The sequence below is a fragment of the Primorskyibacter flagellatus genome (assembly GCF_014638275.1).
Lineage (GTDB): Bacteria > Pseudomonadota > Alphaproteobacteria > Rhodobacterales > Rhodobacteraceae > Pseudooceanicola > Pseudooceanicola flagellatus_A.
This window is the reverse complement of sequence record NZ_BMFJ01000005.1, coordinates 27,650-46,432: the sequence shown is the minus strand read 5'-3', so window position 1 is coordinate 46,432 and position 18,783 is coordinate 27,650. Positions and strand designations below refer to the sequence as shown.

Annotated in this window: 19 protein-coding genes; 4 read left to right on the top strand and 15 right to left on the bottom strand. The window is 59.9% G+C overall.

Annotated features, from left to right (window positions below; genetic code table 11):
• Window positions 1–114 precede the first annotated feature (114 nt).
• Window positions 115–1,080: an NAD(P)H-dependent flavin oxidoreductase gene (locus IEV87_RS21845; protein ID WP_043753074.1), complete on the top strand. Its 966-nt coding sequence runs from the start codon at window positions 115–117 to the stop codon at window positions 1,078–1,080.
• A gap of 71 nt (window positions 1,081–1,151) precedes the next feature.
• Here IEV87_RS21845 and IEV87_RS21840 read toward each other — a convergent pair whose 3' ends face one another.
• The 9 genes from IEV87_RS21840 to IEV87_RS21800 all read right to left on the bottom strand — a co-directional run bounded on the left by IEV87_RS21840 (window position 1,152) and on the right by IEV87_RS21800 (window position 9,881).
• Window positions 1,152–2,348, bottom strand: coding sequence for a phenylacetate--CoA ligase family protein (locus tag IEV87_RS21840; RefSeq protein ID WP_229737779.1), 1,197 nt, complete (start codon window positions 2,346–2,348; stop codon window positions 1,152–1,154).
• A 27-nt stretch (window positions 2,349–2,375) separates the two neighbouring features.
• The gene (locus tag IEV87_RS21835) at window positions 2,376–3,185 is read right to left on the bottom strand and encodes an enoyl-CoA hydratase/isomerase family protein (RefSeq protein WP_043753079.1); all 810 of its coding nucleotides are present in this window, start codon (window positions 3,183–3,185) and stop codon (window positions 2,376–2,378) included.
• A 28-nt stretch (window positions 3,186–3,213) separates the two neighbouring features.
• Complete coding sequence (locus IEV87_RS21830; RefSeq protein WP_043753080.1) at window positions 3,214–4,365, bottom strand: acyl-CoA dehydrogenase family protein; 1,152 nt, start codon at window positions 4,363–4,365, stop codon at window positions 3,214–3,216.
• Window positions 4,362–5,486: an acyl-CoA dehydrogenase family protein gene (locus IEV87_RS21825; protein WP_188479821.1), complete on the bottom strand. Its 1,125-nt coding sequence runs from the start codon at window positions 5,484–5,486 to the stop codon at window positions 4,362–4,364. Before IEV87_RS21825 ends, IEV87_RS21830 begins: the two co-directional genes overlap by 4 nt.
• Window positions 5,473–5,922 (bottom strand): MaoC family dehydratase, encoded by a 450-nt coding sequence (locus IEV87_RS21820; protein WP_027264320.1) that lies wholly within the window; start codon window positions 5,920–5,922, stop codon window positions 5,473–5,475. The genes IEV87_RS21825 and IEV87_RS21820 overlap by 14 nt, the downstream gene beginning before the upstream one ends.
• Window positions 5,919–6,638, bottom strand: coding sequence for a transglutaminase-like domain-containing protein (locus tag IEV87_RS21815; RefSeq protein WP_028284916.1), 720 nt, complete (start codon window positions 6,636–6,638; stop codon window positions 5,919–5,921). The genes IEV87_RS21820 and IEV87_RS21815 overlap by 4 nt, the downstream gene beginning before the upstream one ends.
• A 63-nt stretch (window positions 6,639–6,701) precedes the next feature.
• Window positions 6,702–7,838, bottom strand: coding sequence for a CaiB/BaiF CoA transferase family protein (locus IEV87_RS21810; RefSeq protein WP_043753082.1), 1,137 nt, complete (start codon window positions 7,836–7,838; stop codon window positions 6,702–6,704).
• 10 nt (window positions 7,839–7,848) lie between these two features.
• Window positions 7,849–8,706 carry a MaoC/PaaZ C-terminal domain-containing protein gene (locus tag IEV87_RS21805; RefSeq protein WP_028284918.1) on the bottom strand — a complete coding sequence of 286 codons (858 nt, stop codon included), beginning with the start codon at window positions 8,704–8,706 and terminating at the stop codon, window positions 7,849–7,851.
• 23 nt (window positions 8,707–8,729) lie between these two features.
• Window positions 8,730–9,881, bottom strand: a complete 1,152-nt coding sequence (locus IEV87_RS21800) for a thiolase (RefSeq protein WP_043753083.1) — start codon at window positions 9,879–9,881, stop codon at window positions 8,730–8,732.
• On the opposite strand from IEV87_RS21800, the gene IEV87_RS23095 reads away from it, so the two are divergent.
• The 3 genes from IEV87_RS23095 (at window position 9,813) to IEV87_RS21785 (ending at window position 12,709) form a co-directional block, all read left to right on the top strand.
• Window positions 9,813–10,298, top strand: coding sequence for a hypothetical protein (locus tag IEV87_RS23095; RefSeq protein WP_444544313.1), 486 nt, complete (start codon window positions 9,813–9,815; stop codon window positions 10,296–10,298). The genes IEV87_RS21800 and IEV87_RS23095 overlap by 69 nt on opposite strands.
• Before the next feature lie 68 nt (window positions 10,299–10,366).
• The gene (locus IEV87_RS21790; protein ID WP_048534182.1) at window positions 10,367–11,512 is read left to right on the top strand and encodes a CaiB/BaiF CoA transferase family protein; all 1,146 of its coding nucleotides are present in this window, start codon (window positions 10,367–10,369) and stop codon (window positions 11,510–11,512) included.
• A 30-nt stretch (window positions 11,513–11,542) separates the two neighbouring features.
• Window positions 11,543–12,709 carry a CaiB/BaiF CoA transferase family protein gene (locus tag IEV87_RS21785; RefSeq protein ID WP_043753088.1) on the top strand — a complete coding sequence of 389 codons (1,167 nt, stop codon included), beginning with the start codon at window positions 11,543–11,545 and terminating at the stop codon, window positions 12,707–12,709.
• A 21-nt stretch (window positions 12,710–12,730) separates the two neighbouring features.
• On the opposite strand, the gene IEV87_RS21780 is transcribed toward IEV87_RS21785, so the two are convergent.
• From IEV87_RS21780 to IEV87_RS21755, 6 genes are all read right to left on the bottom strand, one after another.
• Window positions 12,731–13,888, bottom strand: a complete 1,158-nt coding sequence (locus IEV87_RS21780; protein WP_081979662.1) for an acyl-CoA dehydrogenase family protein — start codon at window positions 13,886–13,888, stop codon at window positions 12,731–12,733.
• A gap of 206 nt (window positions 13,889–14,094) precedes the next feature.
• Complete coding sequence (locus IEV87_RS21775) at window positions 14,095–15,021, bottom strand: electron transfer flavoprotein subunit alpha/FixB family protein (RefSeq protein WP_043753090.1); 927 nt, start codon at window positions 15,019–15,021, stop codon at window positions 14,095–14,097.
• Window positions 15,021–15,779, bottom strand: coding sequence for an electron transfer flavoprotein subunit beta/FixA family protein (locus IEV87_RS21770; RefSeq protein WP_043753092.1), 759 nt, complete (start codon window positions 15,777–15,779; stop codon window positions 15,021–15,023). Before IEV87_RS21770 ends, IEV87_RS21775 begins: the two co-directional genes overlap by 1 nt.
• Before the next feature lie 42 nt (window positions 15,780–15,821).
• Window positions 15,822–16,604 carry an enoyl-CoA hydratase/isomerase family protein gene (locus IEV87_RS21765; protein ID WP_043753093.1) on the bottom strand — a complete coding sequence of 261 codons (783 nt, stop codon included), beginning with the start codon at window positions 16,602–16,604 and terminating at the stop codon, window positions 15,822–15,824.
• Window positions 16,605–16,615: 11 nt separating this feature from the next.
• Window positions 16,616–17,392 carry an enoyl-CoA hydratase/isomerase family protein gene (locus IEV87_RS21760; protein WP_028284927.1) on the bottom strand — a complete coding sequence of 259 codons (777 nt, stop codon included), beginning with the start codon at window positions 17,390–17,392 and terminating at the stop codon, window positions 16,616–16,618.
• A gap of 79 nt (window positions 17,393–17,471) precedes the next feature.
• On the bottom strand, window positions 17,472–18,722 hold the full coding sequence (locus tag IEV87_RS21755; RefSeq protein WP_043753095.1) for an ABC transporter substrate-binding protein: 1,251 nt from the start codon (window positions 18,720–18,722) through the stop codon (window positions 17,472–17,474).
• Window positions 18,723–18,783 lie beyond the last annotated feature (61 nt).

Here is an 18,783-nt window from a genome sequence, read left to right as displayed (position 1 = left end):
TGTGTATTTCCTTGCGGTCTGCTGGCACGTTTTTTCGGCTTCCCTTCCCATGCGCGCCCGTCACGGCTACGGGCCTCGGCACCCCCTGTTGAAACAGCAAAGAAGAAATAGACAATGTACTCCGACACCCCTCTCGGCCGCTTGCGCCTGCCTGTGATCTGCTCGCCCATGTTCCTGGTGTCCGGGCCGGATCTTGTCGTCGCCCAGTGCAAAGCCGGCGTCATCGGCAGCTTTCCGGCGCTGAACGCACGCGAGTCCGAAGGTGAACCGCCGCTGCTTGGAGCCTGGCTCAAGCGCATCACTGAAGAGCTTGACGCGCACAATCAGGCCAATCCCGATCGGCCCGCCGCGCCATTCGCGGTCAACCAGATCGTCCATCGATCGAATGATCGGATTGAGCGGGACGTCGAAATATGTGCGCGCTGGAAAGTGCCTGTCTGGATCACATCAATGGGCGCACGGGAAGACGTCAACCAGGCGGCACATGAGTGCGGCGGCACTGTACTGCACGATGTAATCAACAACAAATACGCCAGGAAAGCGATCGACAAGGGCGCCGACGGCCTGATCGCGGTCTGCGCCGGCGCTGGCGGCCACGCCGGGGCCTTGTCACCCTTTGCGCTGGTTCAGGAAATCCGGAAATGGTTCGATGGTCCGCTTGCCCTGTCCGGGTCCATCGCGACCGGGCGCTCAATTCTGGCGGCGCAGGCCATGGGTGCGGATTTTGGGTATATCGGATCCCCCTTCATTGCCATGACCGAGGCGGTCGCGTCGGAGGAGTACAAGCAAATGATCGTCGAAGGCGGGGCCGATGATATTGTCTATACCGACTATTTCAGCGGCGTGCATGCCAACTATCTGAAACCGTCGGTGCGGGCGGTCGGTCTCGATCCGGACAACCTGGCCGGGATCGGCAACAAACTCGATCTGGCCACCGGCGACATTCGCCCCAAGGCCTGGCGTGACATCTGGGGCAGCGGTCAGGGGATCGGAGCGGTGAAAGAGGTGATGACCACGGCGGACTACGTCGACCGTCTCGACCGGGAATACCAGGGCGCCAAAGATGCGCTCTGTTCCTGACGAAAGAGGGCGGCCAGTTGCCCGGCCGCCCATCTGTTTCTGCGGTTGTCGCGAATGATCGAGACCCGATCTTAGCGGTCGTTTTGGTTGACGATCAGTTCTGCATTTTCGGGTAGTTCCGAAACAATGTTCACCTCGTCAGCACGAATTCGTGCATGCAGTTTGAAGGTATCAGCGGCGGCGGCTTCCGCGGCGGAAGCGTCGGCACCGTCTTCCAGCACAAGCGAGAGGCGGATCATGTCGCGATCGTTCTCGCGCGTTACCACGGCCTGCGCGGCCTTTGCGCCCGGCGTGCCGATGACAACTTCTTCAACCACGCGCGGATAAACGAAAATCTCGCGCACTTTGACCGCTGCCCCGACCCGTCCCTGCAATGCTGAAATCCGGCTGACGGTGCCATCCGCGTTGCTTTCCAGGGCAAAGGCGCTGTCGCCGGTGCCGAACCGGATCATCGGCCAGGTGGCATCGCGCGCGGTCACGACAACCTCGCCCGGTTCACCATGGGCGACCTGTTCGCCGCTGATCGGATCGCAGATCTGCACCACGCGGTCGGGATGAACCAGGTAGCCTTTGCCGCCATCCTCATAGGCAACAAGGCCCAGATCGGCGGTGGCATAGGCGGCCCAGGTGGACACGCCGTATTCGGCCTCGATCCGGCGGCGCTTGGTCATCCAGTCGCCCATCTCACCGCCGAGGAAGGCTGTCTTCACCTTCCATGCGTCGCGGCCATAGGTTTCGATCACCTTGTCCGCCAGCGTCAGGAAAAACGCGGTCGAGGCGCAGATCGAAGTCACGCCGGTTTCGACGATGATCTGTGCCTGAAGCTCCGTATTGCCGACGCCGCCGGGGATTACGGTGGCGCCAGCAGCCTGTGCGGCTTCGTCGAACAAAAGCCCCGCGGGCACCAGATGATACATCCAGGTGTTCAGGATGATACCCCCCGGCCCCACGCCTGCCGACTTGAACAGCAGGTCAAGGCCGTGGCCGCCGCCGCCCGAAAGGGCCGGTTCGAAAATCGGGCCGGGGGACACGTAGATCCGCCCGATATCCTTCAGATCAGACGCCAGAAACCCGCCAAAGGGCGGGTTCTCGCGTTGGATTTTCAGAAGTTCTTCCTTTTTCATCACTGGAAGACGCGAGAGGTCCGTCACCGATGTGACGGCTGCCGGATCGAATCCGGCAGCCGCAAATCGCGATTTCAGGCCAGGAGCCTTGTTGGCCGCAGCGGCATAGGCTTGAGCTATATCTTGGTAGATATCATCAGACATTTCCATGCCTCCTCGTCCAATCGGGCGTTAAATCGGGCAGTCCTTGCGGAAGTTCGGCGTGCGCTTCTCGCGGTGCGACAACACACCCTCCTTGACGTCCTCGCTCATGAAGCCAAGCATCTCCAGCGCGGTCGACGCATCAAAGATCGGCCCGGCCTGGCGCAGCCAGTTGTTCAGCGAATACTTGGTCCAGCGGATCGCGCTTTGCGAGCCGTTGGCCAGTTCGACAGCCGTGTCCAAAGCGATCTGCTGAAGCTCGTCATCCTCGACGCACATTGACACCAGACCGATACGCTCGGCCTCTTCGCCCGACACCGGCTTGCAGGTCATCAGATAGTATTTCGCCTTGGCCATCGAGGTCAGCAGCGGCCAGATGATCGCCGCGACGTCACCGGCGGCAACACCAAGGCGGGGATGACCATCGACAATCTTGGCCTTCTTTCCGGCGATCGAGATATCGGCCAGAATGGCAACCACAAGGCCCGCGCCGGCCGCAGGGCCATTGATCGCGGAAATGATCGGCTTGTTGCAGTTGATGATGTTATAGACGAGATCCTTGGCTTCTTTCCACGTCTTCATGATCTCGTGCGAATTGCCAATCATGTTTTCGATCAGGCTGAAATCACCGCCGGCGGAAAACGCCTTGCCCGCGCCGGTCACGATGACCGCGTTAATGTCGGGGTCGCGGTCGATGTCGATCCACATGTCGGTCATCTGGGTGTGGGTTTCCGCATCCACGGAATTGAAGGTCTCGGGCCGGTCGAAGGTGATGCGCAGCACGCGATCCGCCGGGTAGTCAAATTTCAGTTTGTCGTATTTTGCATAACGATCCGACATAGTTCTATTTCCTCCGTGGGGTATTGAATTAACCAGGCAGCCCGAGGACCGCCTTGGACAGGATGTTTCTCTGGATTTCGTTCGATCCACCGTAGATCGTGGTGGGTCTGGCCTTGTAGAAGCTGGCCAGAACATCGACATTTATGTTGCCGACCTGAAGCGGCCCGATGGAGCCGCCATCGGGGCCGGCTGCTTCGATCATCAGCTCGGTGATGCGCTGGAAGCATTCAGTCACCCAAATCTTCAGCATGGAGACATCCGCACCCAGCGTCTCGCCACGTTTGAGCTGATCTGCAAAACGGGCATAAAGTGCGGCATGATCTTCCACATCCAGTGCCGCCTGGGCAAAACGGTCGCGGAACACCGGATCGTCAAACGCGCCACGGCCACGGGCAAAGCTCTCCAATTGCCCCAGCGCGTTCTGGGCCAGACTGGGCGAGCCGATGAAGATACGCTCGAAGCTCAAAAGAGCCTTGGCCATCGTCCAGCCCTTGTTCAACTCACCGACAAGGTTTTCGCGGGGCGTCCGGGCATCGTCAAAGAAAACTTCGCAGAACTCGGTTTCACCCGAAAGGGTGGTGATCGTGCGGACCTCGACACCGGGCTGATCCATCGGGGCCAGAACGAAACTGATGCCCTGTTGTTTTTTCGGCGCTTCCGGATCGGTGCGCACCAGCATGAAGATATGCGTGGCGTCATGCGCCATCGTGGTCCAGATCTTCTGTCCGTTGATGACAAAGTCGTCGCCATCAATATCCGCGCGTGTGCGCAGGTTCGCCAGATCGGACCCGGCGCCGGGTTCCGAGTATCCCTGACACCAGATGTCTTCGCAGGTCAGGATACGCGGCAGCCAGTAATCTTTCTGTTCCTGGGTGCCGAATTTGATGATCAGCGGCCCGACCATCTGCACGCCCATGTCGCGGCCGCGATTGACGCCCCAGCGCTGCTGCTCTTCGTAAAAGATCAGCAACTTGGCGGCGTTCAGCCCCATACCGCCGAATTCAGCGGGCCAGGCTGGCGCGACCCAGCCCTTGGCGTGAAGCTTGCGGTGCCAATGTTCGATCTCGGCGAACTTCGGTCGGTGCGGCAGGTGACGCAGCTCCTCGGGATATTCCGCCTCGAAGAACTGGCGCACTTCTTTGCGGAACTCTGCATCGGTCATAGCGTTCCAGTCGGTCATTGTGCTGCCCCCTCTGCTTCGCGTGTCTCGAACCATACCCGCCTGTGATAGGCATCGTCGCCCAACCAGGCCGACAGCACCAGCGCCCGGTTCAGGTAGAGCCCGATATCGAACTCATCCGTGTACCCGACGGCCCCGTGCAGCTGGATGGCGTCGCGGGTGATTTTCTTGGCGGCCGTGACGGCGCGCGCTTTGGCGCGGCTGGCAATCGGGGCCCGAACCTTCGGATCGGTTTCGCTATCCATCTGCGCAAGCGCCTCCCGCACTCCGGCCTGCGCGACCTCGCACATCACGTTGAGGTCGACGGCACGGTGCTGGATGACCTGGAATGATCCGATCGGCTTGTCGAACTGCTCCCGCGTCTTGATGTAGTCGAGCGTGATCTCGAAGGCGCGCTCGCTCAGGCCGACAAGCTCGGCCGCGGCAAGCGCCGTTGCATCGGCGACAGCCTCGGCCAGTGCAGTGAGAACTGCACCGCTGCTGGCCAATTCCGCGGCCGGAGTTCCCGAAAACGAAAGCTCGCCCAGAGAGCTGCCATCCGCCTGCGTCCGCTTGTCGATGACAAGCCCCTGCGCGTCTGCCTCAGCCAGAACCAGAACCGGACCATCATCCTGTTCGGCCACGACAAGGAACCCGTGCGAACCGATCGCACCGACGACCCAGGCCTTGCCACCGGTCAGCTTTCCGTCCGCGTATCGGCAGGTCGCATCGGCAGGCGCCCCGTCGGGGCCGCGTTCCTGCCAGGCAACCGCCAATGAAATTTCGCCGCCGATGAGCTGTGCCATCTTCGGATGATCCGGACAAAGGCGGCGCAGAAGGCCGAGGCTCAGACCGATCGTCGACACGACCGGTTCCGGGGCAATCACACGGCCGACTTCCTCGGCGATGACACCCCCGGCGGCTAGGCCCATGCCAAGCCCGCCCTGATCTTCGGGCACCGCCACGCCGAAAACACCGGCCTCGGCCAGTTCCCGGACCATCTCCGGATCGAAACCGCCCCCGGCATCACGGAGTTGTCGGGCTCTGTCACTTCCGCCCGCCCGTTCAAACAACGTGCGCACGCTCTCGCGCAACAGGCGAAGGTCTTCTTGTTCGCTGGAAAGGATATCAGTTTGTGTCATTTTGTTTTCGCTGGATCATCACGGGGGTGTCGGTCGAAAAAACGACCTCGCCCTCGGGGTTTTTGGCGCTGAGCGTATAGTGCAAAACACCTCTGTCGGGCTTGCTTTTTGACGGTGTGACCGAGTTGACCGTCAGTTCGACATCAAGGGGTTCGTTCGGGTGCACAGGCCGCAGCCAGCGCAAATTGTCAAAGCCCATGCCGCCGATATTGGCAACATCGACCATCATCTCGGTCATGACCGGCTTGAACACCTCAAGCATGGTCTGAAAGCCCGAGGCGATCAGGCTGCCATGTATGGCGGTTGCATAGTCTTCATCGGTGTGCAGCCGCTGCGGATCCCATTCCTTGGCAAAGGCCTTTATTGAATCCGCGCTCATCGGAGCGCTGCGAAAGCGATAGACTTGGCCCGGCGAGAAGTCTTCCAGATACCTCAAGAGGCACCCTCCTTTGCGAAACCGTCATCGTATCCGCTCGCATCCTTGGATATCCGGATGCGGTTGAATTCTTCCAGCTTCGGATAGGTTTCCTTGAACGCCACCAGGAACTCACCCATCGGCGCGTCGAAATAGAGACCACGGTCGTTCACATATTCCATGTGCCGGTGATTCTGTTCGTCGAACTCATGAAAGAGCGCGTCGTGATAGCCGTCGAAGACCAGGGGTTTGACCCCGAATCTTTCACACAGTTCCATGTTGAATGCAGGTGTCACCTTGTAGGCCTCATTCCCCAACCACAGCTGAACATAGCCGTGGTAGATAAAGAGATCGGTCCCCATCAACTCCTGCAACTTGGGTGTATTCAGGTGGTTGCGCACATCCGCGAACCCCAGAGCGGCGGGGATACCCACAGCACGCAAACAAGCCGCCAGAAGAATTGCCTTGGGAACGCAAAACGCCGCTTCCGCCCCAGCGATACGGCTGGCACGGTAAGAGTCCTCATCCAGCGCAAAACAATAGGGATCATAGCGAATATCGTCGCGCACCGCTTCGAATAGGCGGATCGCCTTGTCGCGATTGGTTGCGCCCACAGGGAGATCACGCAAAGCCGATGTCACGAAACCCTGCACTTCCAAGCTATCGCTTTCCACAAAGCGCGATGGCATGACATATCGCTCAGCTTCAGTCGGCAGGTCATCGTCAGACTTGTCCATTGGCCCCTCCCTTTTTCTAACAAATGTTAGATTACCGATTCAAAACCTGCCCGTCAACGGGATTTACTCTGTCTTTGGTTGGTCCACGCCATAACGCGTATTGTCTTCGCCCAGAGTGGCTGCAACTCCGACCGAATTTCCGGAAGAACGGAACTCCGGCGCAATTGGCAGCGGCAAAGCAGGCGCGTCCCGGCCGGAGATTTTTACGGTCCGCCCGAACACGTCACGCGCTTTGAAATGCGGGTCATGTGCCGCCTCGGCGGGCGTTTTCATGACCGAACAGCAGCAATCTGCCGCTGCCAGCAAAGCCTCCCAATGGGTCGAGGGATGTTCCCTCAGACGACGTGCAACCTCCGCGGCACAGGCATTTGGATCGGACCAATCATCGCGAAGGGCCACCGGCAAACCAATGACATCGCAGAACAACTGCCAAAACTTTTCTTCCAACGCGCCGACGGCGATCTGACGCCCATCCGCAGCCGAATAAAGCCGATACCGGGCCAGGCCACCCGTCAGACGGCTGCCACCGCTTTCGATGTTCTGCCCGGCAATCACACCTTCGGCATGGGCCCAATAGGCAAAGGCGAACGCCCCCTCGGCCATTGCGATATCCAGATGCGTCCCCTGCCCGCTTGCCTGGCGCGCAATCAGGGCCAGCAGGATATTCATCACCGCAGGATAGGTTCCGCCTCCGATATCGGCGACCAGCCCGAACGGGGCCGTTGGCTGGTCATCCGGTCCGCGACTGAGCGACAGGATACCCGCATCACCGACGTAGTTGAGATCGTGGCCGGCGGCGCTGGCCTTTGGTCCGGTCTGGCCATAGCCGGTGATCGAACAATAGATGAGACCGGGATTGATCTTTCGCACCGCTTCATAACCAAGCCCCAGCCGGTCCATCACGCCGGGACGGAACTGCTCTACCAGAACATCGGCCCTCTCGATCAAGGGGCGCAGACGTTCCACTGCGCCCCTTGACTTGAGGTCGATGGCCACCGATCGCTTGCCGTGGTTCAACACGGCAAATCCGATGCTCTCTCCGTCGATCTTGGGCTCGGTTTGGCGCGCGTCCTCGCCGACTCCGGGACGCTCGAACTTGATCACTTCGGCGCCAGCCTCGGACAGCATGAGCGTCGCCATCGGACCGGGAAGAAGTGTGCTGAAATCCAGCACCAGGATATCCTTGAGCGGTTGAGCCATCTTCACTGCCTCAGGCGAAGCGCGCCGCGCCGTTGTTCAGAACAACCACGTCGCGTGCCGGAATAGATGCTCGAAACCGGGCCTCGCCGTCCTCTTCCCAGATTTCGAACCGCACGGTTTCGCCGGGATAGACCGGCGCCGAGAACCGAACATCCAGACCGACAAGCCGGGCAGAATCATAGTCCAGCAACGTCTTGAGAATCGCCCGGGCCGCCAGCCCATAGGTCGCCAGACCATGCAGGATCGGGCGGTCGAACCCGACAGAACGGGCAACATCCGGGTCAGCATGAAGCGGATTGAAATCACCGCTGAGACGATAAATAAGGGCTTGGCGCGGCAGGGTATCGATATCACATATATGATCAGGCGCCCGATCAGGCAGCACTGCGGGTGCCGGACCCGCCTGGTTTTCACCGCCAAACCCCCCATCACCGCGACAGAAAGCCGACATCGCCACGCGCGCTAGTTTTTCGCCGCTGTCCGCGTCGATAATATCGCGGCTTTGGTAAATGACGGCTCCCTTGCCCTCGCCCTTGTCGGCGATGAAATCGATCTTGCTACGGCCGACAAGCCGGGCATGTGTCGGCAGCGGCTTGTAGATGTCGAGCCACTGTTCGCCGTGCAGCACTTTCTGCCAGTTTACGCCGGTCTTGGGATCGCGCAGCCAGAAGCCGGGATACCCCAAAATAACCGCCATCGAGGGAACTGCCTTGAGCCCGTCCTCATAGACATAGGCCAGCTCCTTTTTGTCGGTCGGATCCTCACCGAACCCAAGGCCGAGTGCATACAGGATGGTATCCCGCTCGGTTAGCGTCTGTTCGATTTCCTCAAAGTCCCAGTTCGACAGTGCATCGAAATCCAATGGCATTTGCTTTCCTCCCTTAGTTGCCGTCAGAGCGTGTTTTGAGATCCAAGTATGGCCGTGACCTGACTGGACAGCACACCGCCGTTGCCATGCGCCAGCGCCAGATCAATATCCTTCAACTGAATGCCTGGCGCGTCGCCACGGATCTGGCGGGCAGCCTCGATCACTGTGAAGATGCCGTACATCCCGGGGTGCACACAGGACAGGCCGCCGCCATTCGTGTTCACCGGCAAGACGCCGCCAGGCGCGATGCGTCCGCCCTCGACAAAGGCCCCTCCCTCGCCCTTGGCGCAGAACCCCAGATCTTCAAGAAACAGGATGGTATTGATGGTGAAGGCATCATAAAGCTCGACCGCCTGGATGTCCGCAGGGGTCACGCCGGCCGCCGCAAAAGCGCGCGCGCCCGAGGCGCGGGCGGCGGTCACGGTGAAATCCTTCATTTGCGAAATCTGCCGGTGCGAGCTTTCCGCAGCACTGCCCAGCACATAGACAGGCGCCTTCGGGAAATCCCGGGCGCGGTCCGCGTGGACCATAACGATCGCGCCGCCACCGTCGGTGACAAGACAACAGTCGCGCACGGTCAATGGATCGCCCACCATGCGCGCACCCAGCACGTCCTCGCGGGTCAGCGGGCCGCGCTCGAACGCTTCGGGGTTGCGCTGCGCCCAGGCCCGCGCGGCAACGGCCACGTCGGCCAGCTGTTCGCGGGTGGTGCCGTATTCATGCATGTGCCGCGCCGCGGCCATCGCGTAGGCCGAGATCGGATAGCGCGGATTATACGGCGCCTCGTAGGCCGGCGGACGTGAAGCGGTCACCAGTCTGCCCGATGCGGTGCGCTGGTTGGAGCCATAAACAATCAGCGCGACATCACACAGACCGGCATCAAGGGCCATGGTCGCGGACGTCAGGTAGTTTACGAAGGACGAACCGCCCGACATTGTGCCATCAATGAAACGGGGCTGGATGCCCAGATACTCCGCCGCCATAAGCGCCGGCATGCTGTCTTCCATCATGGTGCAAAACAGCCCGTCGACGTCGGACAGGTTCAGCCCGGCATCGCCAAGCGCCGCAAGCGCGGATTGCGCCATGACATCATAGGCCGTCAGGCCATGGGCTTCTCCGAAACCGGCATGACCGGTTCCCACGATGGCGGATTTTCCCCGAAGTTCAGTGGTCATGGCCTATCCCTCCGACGGTTTGAAAAGCACGGCCGGAACACCCTCAGCCTCGCCCACGAATGCGGTTACAGGCATGTCGATGACGACCTCACCTGGGGCAATGCCCTCGACCCGGCTCATCATCCGGACACCCTCGTCCAGCTCGACGACGCATACGTTGTAGTCGCCGCCCCGTTCGGGCTTTCGGCGCACGACTGTTGTGGTGTGGACCCGTCCCTTGCCGCCTGCCTGCTTCCACGAAATCGCGGCGCCATGACAATGGGGACACAGGACTCGCGGGAAAAAGTGATAGGCCCCGCAGTCGTCGCACTTGGGCAGCAGGATCTCTCCCTCTGCCAGCGCGCGCTGGAAAAACTGGTCTGGTCCTATGGCGTCCTGCACCGGCGTTCTCCTTCAAGCGATCCAGTCTTTGTCTAATCGTATTGATTATGTTTCTAACAATTGTTAGATTTAGTCAACCTTTTAGGATCAATTGAGAGAAACTCATGCCAGGTTCAGACTTAGCCCCCCTTTCCGGCAAACTCGTCGTTGCGTTGGAACAGGCAGTCGCCGCGCCTTTTTGCTCCTCGCGGCTGGCCGATGCCGGCGCGCGCGTGATCAAGATCGAACGCAAGGGAGCCGGCGATTTCGCCCGCGCCTACGATACCGCCGCCAACGGCGAAAGCGCCTATTTCACATGGCTGAACCGAGGCAAAGAAGCGGTCGCCTTGGACATTAAAGCCGACGAAGACCGTGAAATCCTGCTCAGGATGCTGGAAAACGCGGATGTGTTTGTTCAGAACCTGCTGCCGGGCGCGCTGGCCAAGCTCGGGCTCGATTCCGCAAGTCTGCGAGAGAGATTCCCGCGCCTCGTGACCTGCGACATCACCGGATACGGCGAAGACGGCCCGATGCGCAACGCCAAGGCCTATGACCTTCTGGTGCAATGCGAGAGCGGTCTGGCATCAGTGACCGGTACTGCGGACGGACCGGGACGGGTGGGCGTATCGGTCTGCGATATCGCCACAGGTATGACAGCCCATGCCGGAATCTGCGAAGCGCTTGTCGGGCGTGATCGCACCGGCAAGGGCAGCGGCGTTTCCGTGGCAATGTTTGATGTGATGGCCGACTGGATGTCGGTTCCGCTGCTGTATCACGATTACCTTGGCAAGCCGACACCGCGTGTCGGGCTGAACCACACGGTCATCTGCCCTTACGGGGCCTATGAATGCAAGGACGGTCAGCTTGTCGTCATTACCGTTCAGCACAGCGGCGAATGGCAACGGTTCTGTGAACACATACTGGGCGATGCGGCTTTGGCAACCGACCCCCGGTTCCATGACAACACGTCGCGAATTGAAAACAAACCCGCGCTCGAAGTTCTCATCAAGGCCGTGTTCGCCTCGCATGACCGCGCCGAGATGCTGAAGCGGCTTGACGCTGCGGGCATTGCCTCGGGCGCGGTGAACGACGTGGCGACCCTGTCCGGTCACCCCCAGCTTGACCGGTCCGTAATTCGCACGCCTTCCGGTGAAATCAACGTCCCGACCCCCCCGATCCGGCGCAGCCTCGGCGAAACGGCACTGGGCCCCTGCCCGGCCTTCGATGCGCAAGGCAAGGCCCTTCGCGCCGAGTTCGGCCGTTGTTCATAAAAAACGGTAGGCAGCTAAGTGGACAATCAAATGACCGATGAGAACAATCAGGCGATCCTTCAAGACGTGAAGATCGTCGATCTGACTTCTGTAGTTTTCGGACCTTTGGCGACGCAGATGCTGGGCGATCTGGGGGCCGATGTGATCAAGGTGGAAGGCCCCGAGGGCGATCTTCTTCGCCAGGTCCAGCCATCGCGCAACAAGCTGATGGGTGCCGCTTTTCTGGGGGCCAACCGTAACAAGCGCAGTGTCGTACTCGACCTCAAAACACAAACCGGTCTCGATCAGTTGCGCAAACTGCTCATCGATGCCGATGTGATGATTTCGAGCATCCGGCCTGCGGCGCTTGCCAGATTGTCTTTGGAACCCGAAACCCTGCGCCAGGAAAACCCGAACCTGATCACGGTATCCGCCACCGGTTTCGGACAGGACGGGCCCTATGCCGCCAAGCCAGCATTCGACGATTCCGTCCAGTCGGTGTCGGGATTGGCCAGCCTGGCAACCTTGCGCGACCCCGAGGCACCGCCCGCTTATGCCCCGACAATTCTGGCCGACAAGCTTGGCGGGGTCACCGCCGCCTATGCCGTGATGGGCGCCCTGTTCCACCGCGAGCGTACGGGACAGGCCCAGCATGTCGAAGTTCCGATGTTTGAGACGCTGGCCGCCTTCCTGCTGGCCGAACATATGGATGGCGCCACCTTCGAGGAGGCTCCGCAGGATTTCGGCTATGCCCGCATGCTGGTTCCGCACCGGCGTCCGGTTCAGACCGCAGATGGCTACATCACAATTCTGCCTTACACCAACGTACAATGGGCACGGTTTTTCAAGACGGTTGGGCGCAATGACATGATCGACCATGTCTGGGTCACGGACATGGACGCCCGTAGCCGCAACATCGGCGCAGTATACGATATGGTGGCGCACATTGCGCTGACCCGGACCACAGATGAGTGGCTTGACCTCATGGAGCAGGCCGACATACCCGCCATGCCAGTGCGCAACCTGTCAGATTTGCCGAACGATCCCCATCTTGCCGCAACCGGGTTCTTTCAACGGATTGATCACCCGACCGAAGGTGCGATCTGGACGACACGCCCGCCGGTTCGCTTTTCGGCGACCCCTGCGCGACATGATCATCGCCCGGCCCCGCGACTTGGGGAACACAGCGACGAAATTCTGGGGCCGGGCAGGGAGTAGCCCCACCCGGCACCGGACGGATCAAACATCCATCGAGCGTGCGATCAGTTCCTTCATGATCTCGTTGGTGCCGCCATAGATCATCTGGACCCTGCTGTCGGCATAAAGTCGCGCGATGGGGTATTCCATCATGAAACCGTAACCGCCGTGCAGTTGCAGGCATTCATGCATGACCTCGTTCTGCGTCTGGCTGCCCCACCATTTCGCCATCGAAGCCGTGGCCGCATCAAGTTCGCCCGCTTCAAGACGCGCGAGCCCGTCATTTACGAAGGAACGTAGCAATTCGGCCTTGGTTTTGCATTCCGCCAGTTTGAAGCGTGTATTCTGGAAGTCCATGATCCGGCTTCCAAATGCCTTGCGGTCCTGAACATATTTCACCGTTTCATCGATCGCAAAATCAATAAAACCGAGCGCGGTAATGCCGATCATCAGCCGCTCCCAAGGCAGCTGCTTCATCAGCTGGTAGAACCCCTGCCCCTCTTCCGGACCAAGCAGGTTCGCCGTGGGCACGCGCACATCCTCGAAGAACAGCTCAGCAGTATCCGAACCTTTCATACCCAGTTTCTTCAGGTTCCGTCCCCGGCGAAAGCCCTCGGCGCCCTCGGTTTCCAGAACGATCAACGAAACGCCCTTGGCGCCGGCGTTGCGATCGGTCTTTGCCACGATAACAACGAGATCCGCCGTGTGCCCGTTTGTGATAAAGATCTTCGAACCGTTGATCTTGTAGTGGTTGCCATCCTTTTCCGCATAGGTTTGTACGTTCTGGAGGTCAGAGCCCGTTCCAGGCTCGGTCATGGCAATCGCCGCAACGCTGTCGCCGCTGACCAGTTTCGGCAACCACTTTTTCTTCTGTTCCTCACTGCCATATGCGTTGAGATAATGGATTACGATGGACTGAATCCCATAGCCCCAACCCGTATCACCGGTGCGCCCCTGCTCGTAGACGGTAATCGCGTCGAACCCGATGCCGCCACCGAACCCACCATATTCTTCGGCAATCGAGCCACCCATGACACCCTGCTGACCGACTGTTTTCCAGAAGTCGCGGTCAACAATTCCCTGCTCCGCCCATTTTTCAATCTTCGGAGCCATCTCTGCATCGAAGAGCCTGCGTGTACTATCGGCGAACATCTTGTGTTCATCCACTGCCCAACTCGGGGAGTTCTTGATCAGAGACATGTTTTATTCCTATCGGTTCATGCTTGCATTGAAGAAATCTAACAAGCGTTTTATTTCCTGGCAATGAACCCGAGGCGTTCTGACGGGGCGTCACAAGGCTTCGGACCGTGCGCATCCGGATTTATCCAATCACGCGCCGCCCATTCGGCTCGTACAAAAAGGCCCGCCAAAACAGGCGGGCCTTTTTGTAATTTTTTCGCAATGACTTACAGCCTGTCGGTCAGTTCGGGCACGGCGTCGAACAGGTCGGCAACCAGACCGTAATCGGCAACCTGGAAGATCGGGGCTTCTTCGTCCTTGTTGATCGCGACGATGATCTTGCTGTCCTTCATGCCGGCCAGGTGTTGGATCGCACCCGAGATGCCAACGGCGATATACAGGTCAGGCGCGACCACCTTGCCGGTCTGGCCAACCTGCCAGTCGTTCGGTGCAAAGCCCGAGTCGACGGCGGCGCGGGATGCGCCAACGGCGGCGCCCAGCTTGTCGGCCAGTTTCTCGATCAGGGCAAAGTTCTCTTCGGAGCCGACGCCGCGCCCACCGGACACGACCACACCGGCCGAGGTCAGTTCGGGACGATCCGATGCGGCGACCTTGTCTTCGACCCATTCCGACAGGCCGGGGTTGTCCCCGGCACCGATGCTTTCGACCGAGGCAGACCCGCCTTCGCCAGCGGCATCAAAGGTCGAGGTGCGGAAGGTGATGACCTTTTTCGCATCCGACGATTTGACGGTTTGAATCGCGTTCCCGGCATAGATCGGGCGCTCGAACGTTTTGCCATCGATAACGCCGGACACGTCCGACAGGACCATCACGTCCAGCAGCGCGGCAACGCGCGGCATGACGTTCTTGGCGTCCGTGGTGGCCGGGGCGACGATATGTTCATAGTCACCGGCCAGCGATGCGATCAGCGCGGCGGTCGGTTCGGCCAGGCGGTGACCCAGCGATGCTTCTTCGGCGACCAGAACCTTGGTCACGCCGTCGATCTTGGCGGCGGCGTCGCCTGCGGCAGCAGCAGAGGCGCCCGCGCACAGAACGGTCACATCGCCCAGGGCCTTGGCCGCGGTCACGGCCTTGGCGGTTGCGTCGATTGCCAGTTCACCATCGGAGACTTCTGCGAGAAGAAGAACAGCCATTATACAGCCCCCGCTTCTTTGAGTTTTGCGACCAGCTCGTCCACCGAGCCGACCATGATACCGGCCGCGCGTGCCGCGGGCTCGGAGGTTTTGACGATTTCCAGACGCGGCGTGGCATCAACGCCGTAATCATCGGCGGTTTTCTCATCCAGCGGCTTTTTCTTGGCCTTCATGATGTTGGGCAGCGACGCATAGCGCGGCTCGTTCAGGCGCAGGTCCACGGTGACGATCGCGGGCATCTTGACCTTGATGGTCTGCAGGCCGCCGTCAACTTCGCGGGTCACGACGGCACTGTCACCGTCGATGTCCAGTTCCGAGGCAAAGGTACCCTGCGACCAGCCCAGCAGGGCCGACAGCATCTGGCCGGTGGCGTTCATGTCGTTGTCAATGGCCTGTTTGCCCGCCAGAACCAGACCGGGCCGCTCTTCCTCGACGATCTTGGCGAGGATTTTGGCAACGGCCAAGGGTTCGATGTCGGTGTGCACGTCATCGGCAGCGACAACCAAGATCGCGCGGTCTGCACCCATGGCCAGGGCGGTGCGCAGGGTTTCCTGGGCCTGTTTCACGCCGATCGAGACCGCAACGACCTCCTCGGCCTTACCGGCTTCCTTCAGGCGGATGGCTTCTTCGACAGCGATTTCGTCAAAGGGGTTCATCGACATTTTAACGTTGGCCAGATCGACACCGCTTCCGTCCGCTTTGACACGAACCTTCACGTTGTAGTCGATCACGCGTTTCACAGGCACGAGTACCTTCATTGGCGTGGTCTCCTTGAGTTTTGCGATAAGGTTTCAACCGAGCTAACGGTCTTTGAATTCTGGAGTTCTTTTTTCCGAAAACGCTTTCATGGCCTCGGGAAAGTCATGCGCGCACAGCAAAACGCTTTGGGCATCGCGCTCGATATCCAGCGCCTCGAGATAGCTGCACTCGGCTGCGGCGCGCATCACACGCTTGGCGGTCTGAACGCCAAACATCGGGTGCGTTGCAATCTCGCGGGCAATTTCCAGCGCCCGTACCTCGACCTGGTTGGCCGGCACGCATTCTTCGACAACGCGCAGGTCCCTGGCGGTGCGCCCGTCGATTTCACGGCCCGTGAGCACAAGCATCCGGGCAACGCCCGCACCGGCGCGCTGCTGAAGCAGCCAGCTTGATCCCGTGTCGGGACAACCGCCGACGCGTGCAAATACTTCGCACAGCCGGGCATCTTCGGCGGCAACGACAATGTCCGCCGACAAGGCCAGGCTGAGGCCCGCGCCAAAAGCCACGCCGCATACCGCGGAAATCAGAGGTTTGCGAAACAGATAGGCCGCGCGTCCGCCATCGTGAACCAGGTCCACCATTTCCGACGTCGCCCGCGCGCCTTTGGCGATCTCGGACTGAAACCCGACAAGATCGCCGCCGCTGCTGAAATGATTGCCACCGGTCATAACAACGACACGGATCGTAGCGTCCCGTTCGGCTTCGCGCAGAAGCGCCACCAGTTCTTCGACGAACCCGATGCTGTAAGGGTTGCGTTTTGTCGGCTGAAGAAAACGCAGGATTCCGACAGGGCCTTCCCTGTCCAGGCGAATAAGCTTAGTCATTCAAGTCTCCATCAGGTCCCGGTCCAGACGGGTGCTCGCTTTTCAGCAAAGGCCTTTGGGCCTTCAATCGCGTCGTTGCTGGCGTAAACCACCTCGTGAAGGCGCTTGCCCTCTTTCAGGCCACCCGCACAGCCCAGGTCCATGGTCGCGCGAACGCCGCCTTTCGCGGCAACAACCGACAGCGGGGCCGCGCTGGCAATGCGTTTGGCAAGGTCAAATGCCCTTGCGCGGACAGCATCGGGAGTGTCTTCGATATAGTTGGTGAACCCGTATTCGTGCAGGCGCTCGATCGGCATCAAGTCGCCGGTCAGAACGATTTCCATAAGGATGGGCTGCGGTAGCATGGACAGTGCCGGCGATGCCCAGGGCGATCCACGACCGATCTTTACTTCGGTGATACCGACCTTGGTCCCCTTGAGACCGACCCGCAGATCGCAATTCAAGGTCAGCATCATGCCGCCCGCCATCAGCGACCCTGTCATCGCCGCGATGATCGGTTTCTTGCAGGCGCGCATGGTCTCGTGAAACGGGTCGCGCATCTTGGTCAGAATATCGACACCCTCGTCGCGTGCGATTTGTGTGGCTTCCTTCAGATCCAGTCCGGCGCTGAAAACGCCGCAATCGGCAGAAGTCAGAATGGCCACACGAACGCTGTCATCCGCCTCGATCTTCTCCCAAGCGTCGGTCAGCCCGTTCGTCGCCGCCACGGAAAGCGCGTTTTTACGTTCGGGCCGGTTGATACAGACGGTCGCAATTCCGTCTTCGATCTTCACGTCAATGGGGCTCATGATACCTGCTTCGCTTTCTCGGGACAATCTAACTGCGGAAAGCTTCCCCGCGACATGTCTGCCGCGGGGAAGCTCTGTCTTATTCGACGGTGAACGTCGCGGAGCTGTGCTTGATGACATCCCAAACAACGTCAAGATAGTCGGCGCTCCAGTCGGTCAGCGGAACCCAGGTTTCGCCATTCCACTGCTCGACCCGGGTCTTGCCGCCACCACCGTGGTCTTTGTCGGTCACTGTAACCGGGGCCATGATGCCGTTTCCATCGAAGTTCTCGATCGATTCATAGGCATTCTTCATGCTTTCCGGTGTGATCGGCCAACCGTTTTCAGTAATTGCGATCCGCGCGGCTTCGAAACCGGCCGAGTAGATCGCCATGCCCGTGTTGTAGTACACGTCGCGCACCAGGCTCTCGGGACCGCTGCCCTTGCCATTGGCATAGTAGGTGTCCAGCATCGTCTTGACGATCGGAACTTCCTGGCCACCGGCCACGTTGGTCCCGCGCAGGATGCCTTTCGCCTCTTGTGCGCCGATATTGGCGATATCGACTTCGTTCAGCCAGTTCACCGACAGATATCGGTCGATCGGGAAACGGTTGCGGCGCATTTCCTTCGAGGCGACCACATGCCCGCCCGCCAGCAGCCAGCTGATCACGTAGTCAGGCTTGTCGCGGCGGATTTTGCTCCATGCGCCGGCCTGATCCGACCCGGGAAGCGGTACGGGATACAGCTCCAACTCGAACCCTTCCTTTTCGGAAAGCGTTTTCAGGATCTCGATCGGTTCCTGGCCAAAGGGATAATCCAGATAGATGAACCCGATCTTCGCCTTGCTCAAGTCACCGCCCATCTGACCCTTGATGAAGGCAACGTCATTTGCCGCCTGCTGCCAGTACGTCGGACCGACCGGGAAAACCCATTCGAACACTTCGCCGTCCACCGCGTCACCGCGGCCAACGAAAGACTGCATCAGTACGTTACCGTCCTTCATGGCACGCGGCAAAACCGCGTTCGTGACCGGCGTGGACAGAAAGTTGAACAGGAACACGCCTTCGCGCTTGAGCTGCTCGTAGCATTCCACACCGCGCTGCGGTTCGTTGCCGTGATCGCGAATGATGACTTCAACCGGATGACCTTCGATACCGCCATTTTCGTTGGTGTACATCGCCAGGTCCTGCGCGGCCTGGGCCACCTGCGGTGAAATGAACGTGTAGGATTTACTAAGGTCGAAGCAGAGTCCGAAGCGGATAGGCTCCTTGTCCTGCGCTGAGGCAACAGTCGCGCTTGCTGCCAGTGCAGTAGCAACGGCCACTGCCTTAATGTGCTGTTTGACTTTCATGTTATCTCTCTCCCGTTGGTTTAGTGTAGGGCGGTGATACCGTTTCGTAAGCGCCACTGCC

Bases quoted from the DNA above. Each gene is read 5' to 3' on its own strand.
- IEV87_RS21755 (WP_043753095.1), bottom strand. From the start codon at position 18,722: ATGAAAGTCAAACAGCACATTAAGGCAGTGGCCGTTGCTACTGCACTG.
- IEV87_RS21805 (WP_028284918.1), bottom strand. From the start codon at position 8,706: ATGCCATTGGATTTCGATGCACTGTCGAACTGGGACTTTGAGGAAATC.
- IEV87_RS21765 (WP_043753093.1), bottom strand. From the start codon at position 16,604: ATGACTAAGCTTATTCGCCTGGACAGGGAAGGCCCTGTCGGAATCCTG.
- IEV87_RS21770 (WP_043753092.1), bottom strand. From the start codon at position 15,779: ATGAAGGTACTCGTGCCTGTGAAACGCGTGATCGACTACAACGTGAAG.
- IEV87_RS21825 (WP_188479821.1), bottom strand. From the start codon at position 5,486: ATGACACAAACTGATATCCTTTCCAGCGAACAAGAAGACCTTCGCCTG.
- IEV87_RS21800 (WP_043753083.1), bottom strand. From the start codon at position 9,881: ATGACCACTGAACTTCGGGGAAAATCCGCCATCGTGGGAACCGGTCAT.
- IEV87_RS21835 (WP_043753079.1), bottom strand. From the start codon at position 3,185: ATGTCGGATCGTTATGCAAAATACGACAAACTGAAATTTGACTACCCG.
- IEV87_RS21840 (WP_229737779.1), bottom strand. From the start codon at position 2,348: ATGTCTGATGATATCTACCAAGATATAGCTCAAGCCTATGCCGCTGCG.
- IEV87_RS21775 (WP_043753090.1), bottom strand. From the start codon at position 15,021: ATGGCTGTTCTTCTTCTCGCAGAAGTCTCCGATGGTGAACTGGCAATC.
- IEV87_RS21830 (WP_043753080.1), bottom strand. From the start codon at position 4,365: ATGACCGACTGGAACGCTATGACCGATGCAGAGTTCCGCAAAGAAGTG.
- IEV87_RS21815 (WP_028284916.1), bottom strand. From the start codon at position 6,638: ATGGACAAGTCTGACGATGACCTGCCGACTGAAGCTGAGCGATATGTC.
- IEV87_RS21780 (WP_081979662.1), bottom strand. From the start codon at position 13,888: ATGTCTCTGATCAAGAACTCCCCGAGTTGGGCAGTGGATGAACACAAG.
- IEV87_RS21785 (WP_043753088.1), top strand. From the start codon at position 11,543: ATGACCGATGAGAACAATCAGGCGATCCTTCAAGACGTGAAGATCGTC.
- IEV87_RS21810 (WP_043753082.1), bottom strand. From the start codon at position 7,838: ATGGCTCAACCGCTCAAGGATATCCTGGTGCTGGATTTCAGCACACTT.
- IEV87_RS21845 (WP_043753074.1), top strand. From the start codon at position 115: ATGTACTCCGACACCCCTCTCGGCCGCTTGCGCCTGCCTGTGATCTGC.
- IEV87_RS23095 (WP_444544313.1), top strand. From the start codon at position 9,813: ATGGGCTTCTCCGAAACCGGCATGACCGGTTCCCACGATGGCGGATTT.
- IEV87_RS21790 (WP_048534182.1), top strand. From the start codon at position 10,367: ATGCCAGGTTCAGACTTAGCCCCCCTTTCCGGCAAACTCGTCGTTGCG.
- IEV87_RS21760 (WP_028284927.1), bottom strand. From the start codon at position 17,392: ATGAGCCCCATTGACGTGAAGATCGAAGACGGAATTGCGACCGTCTGT.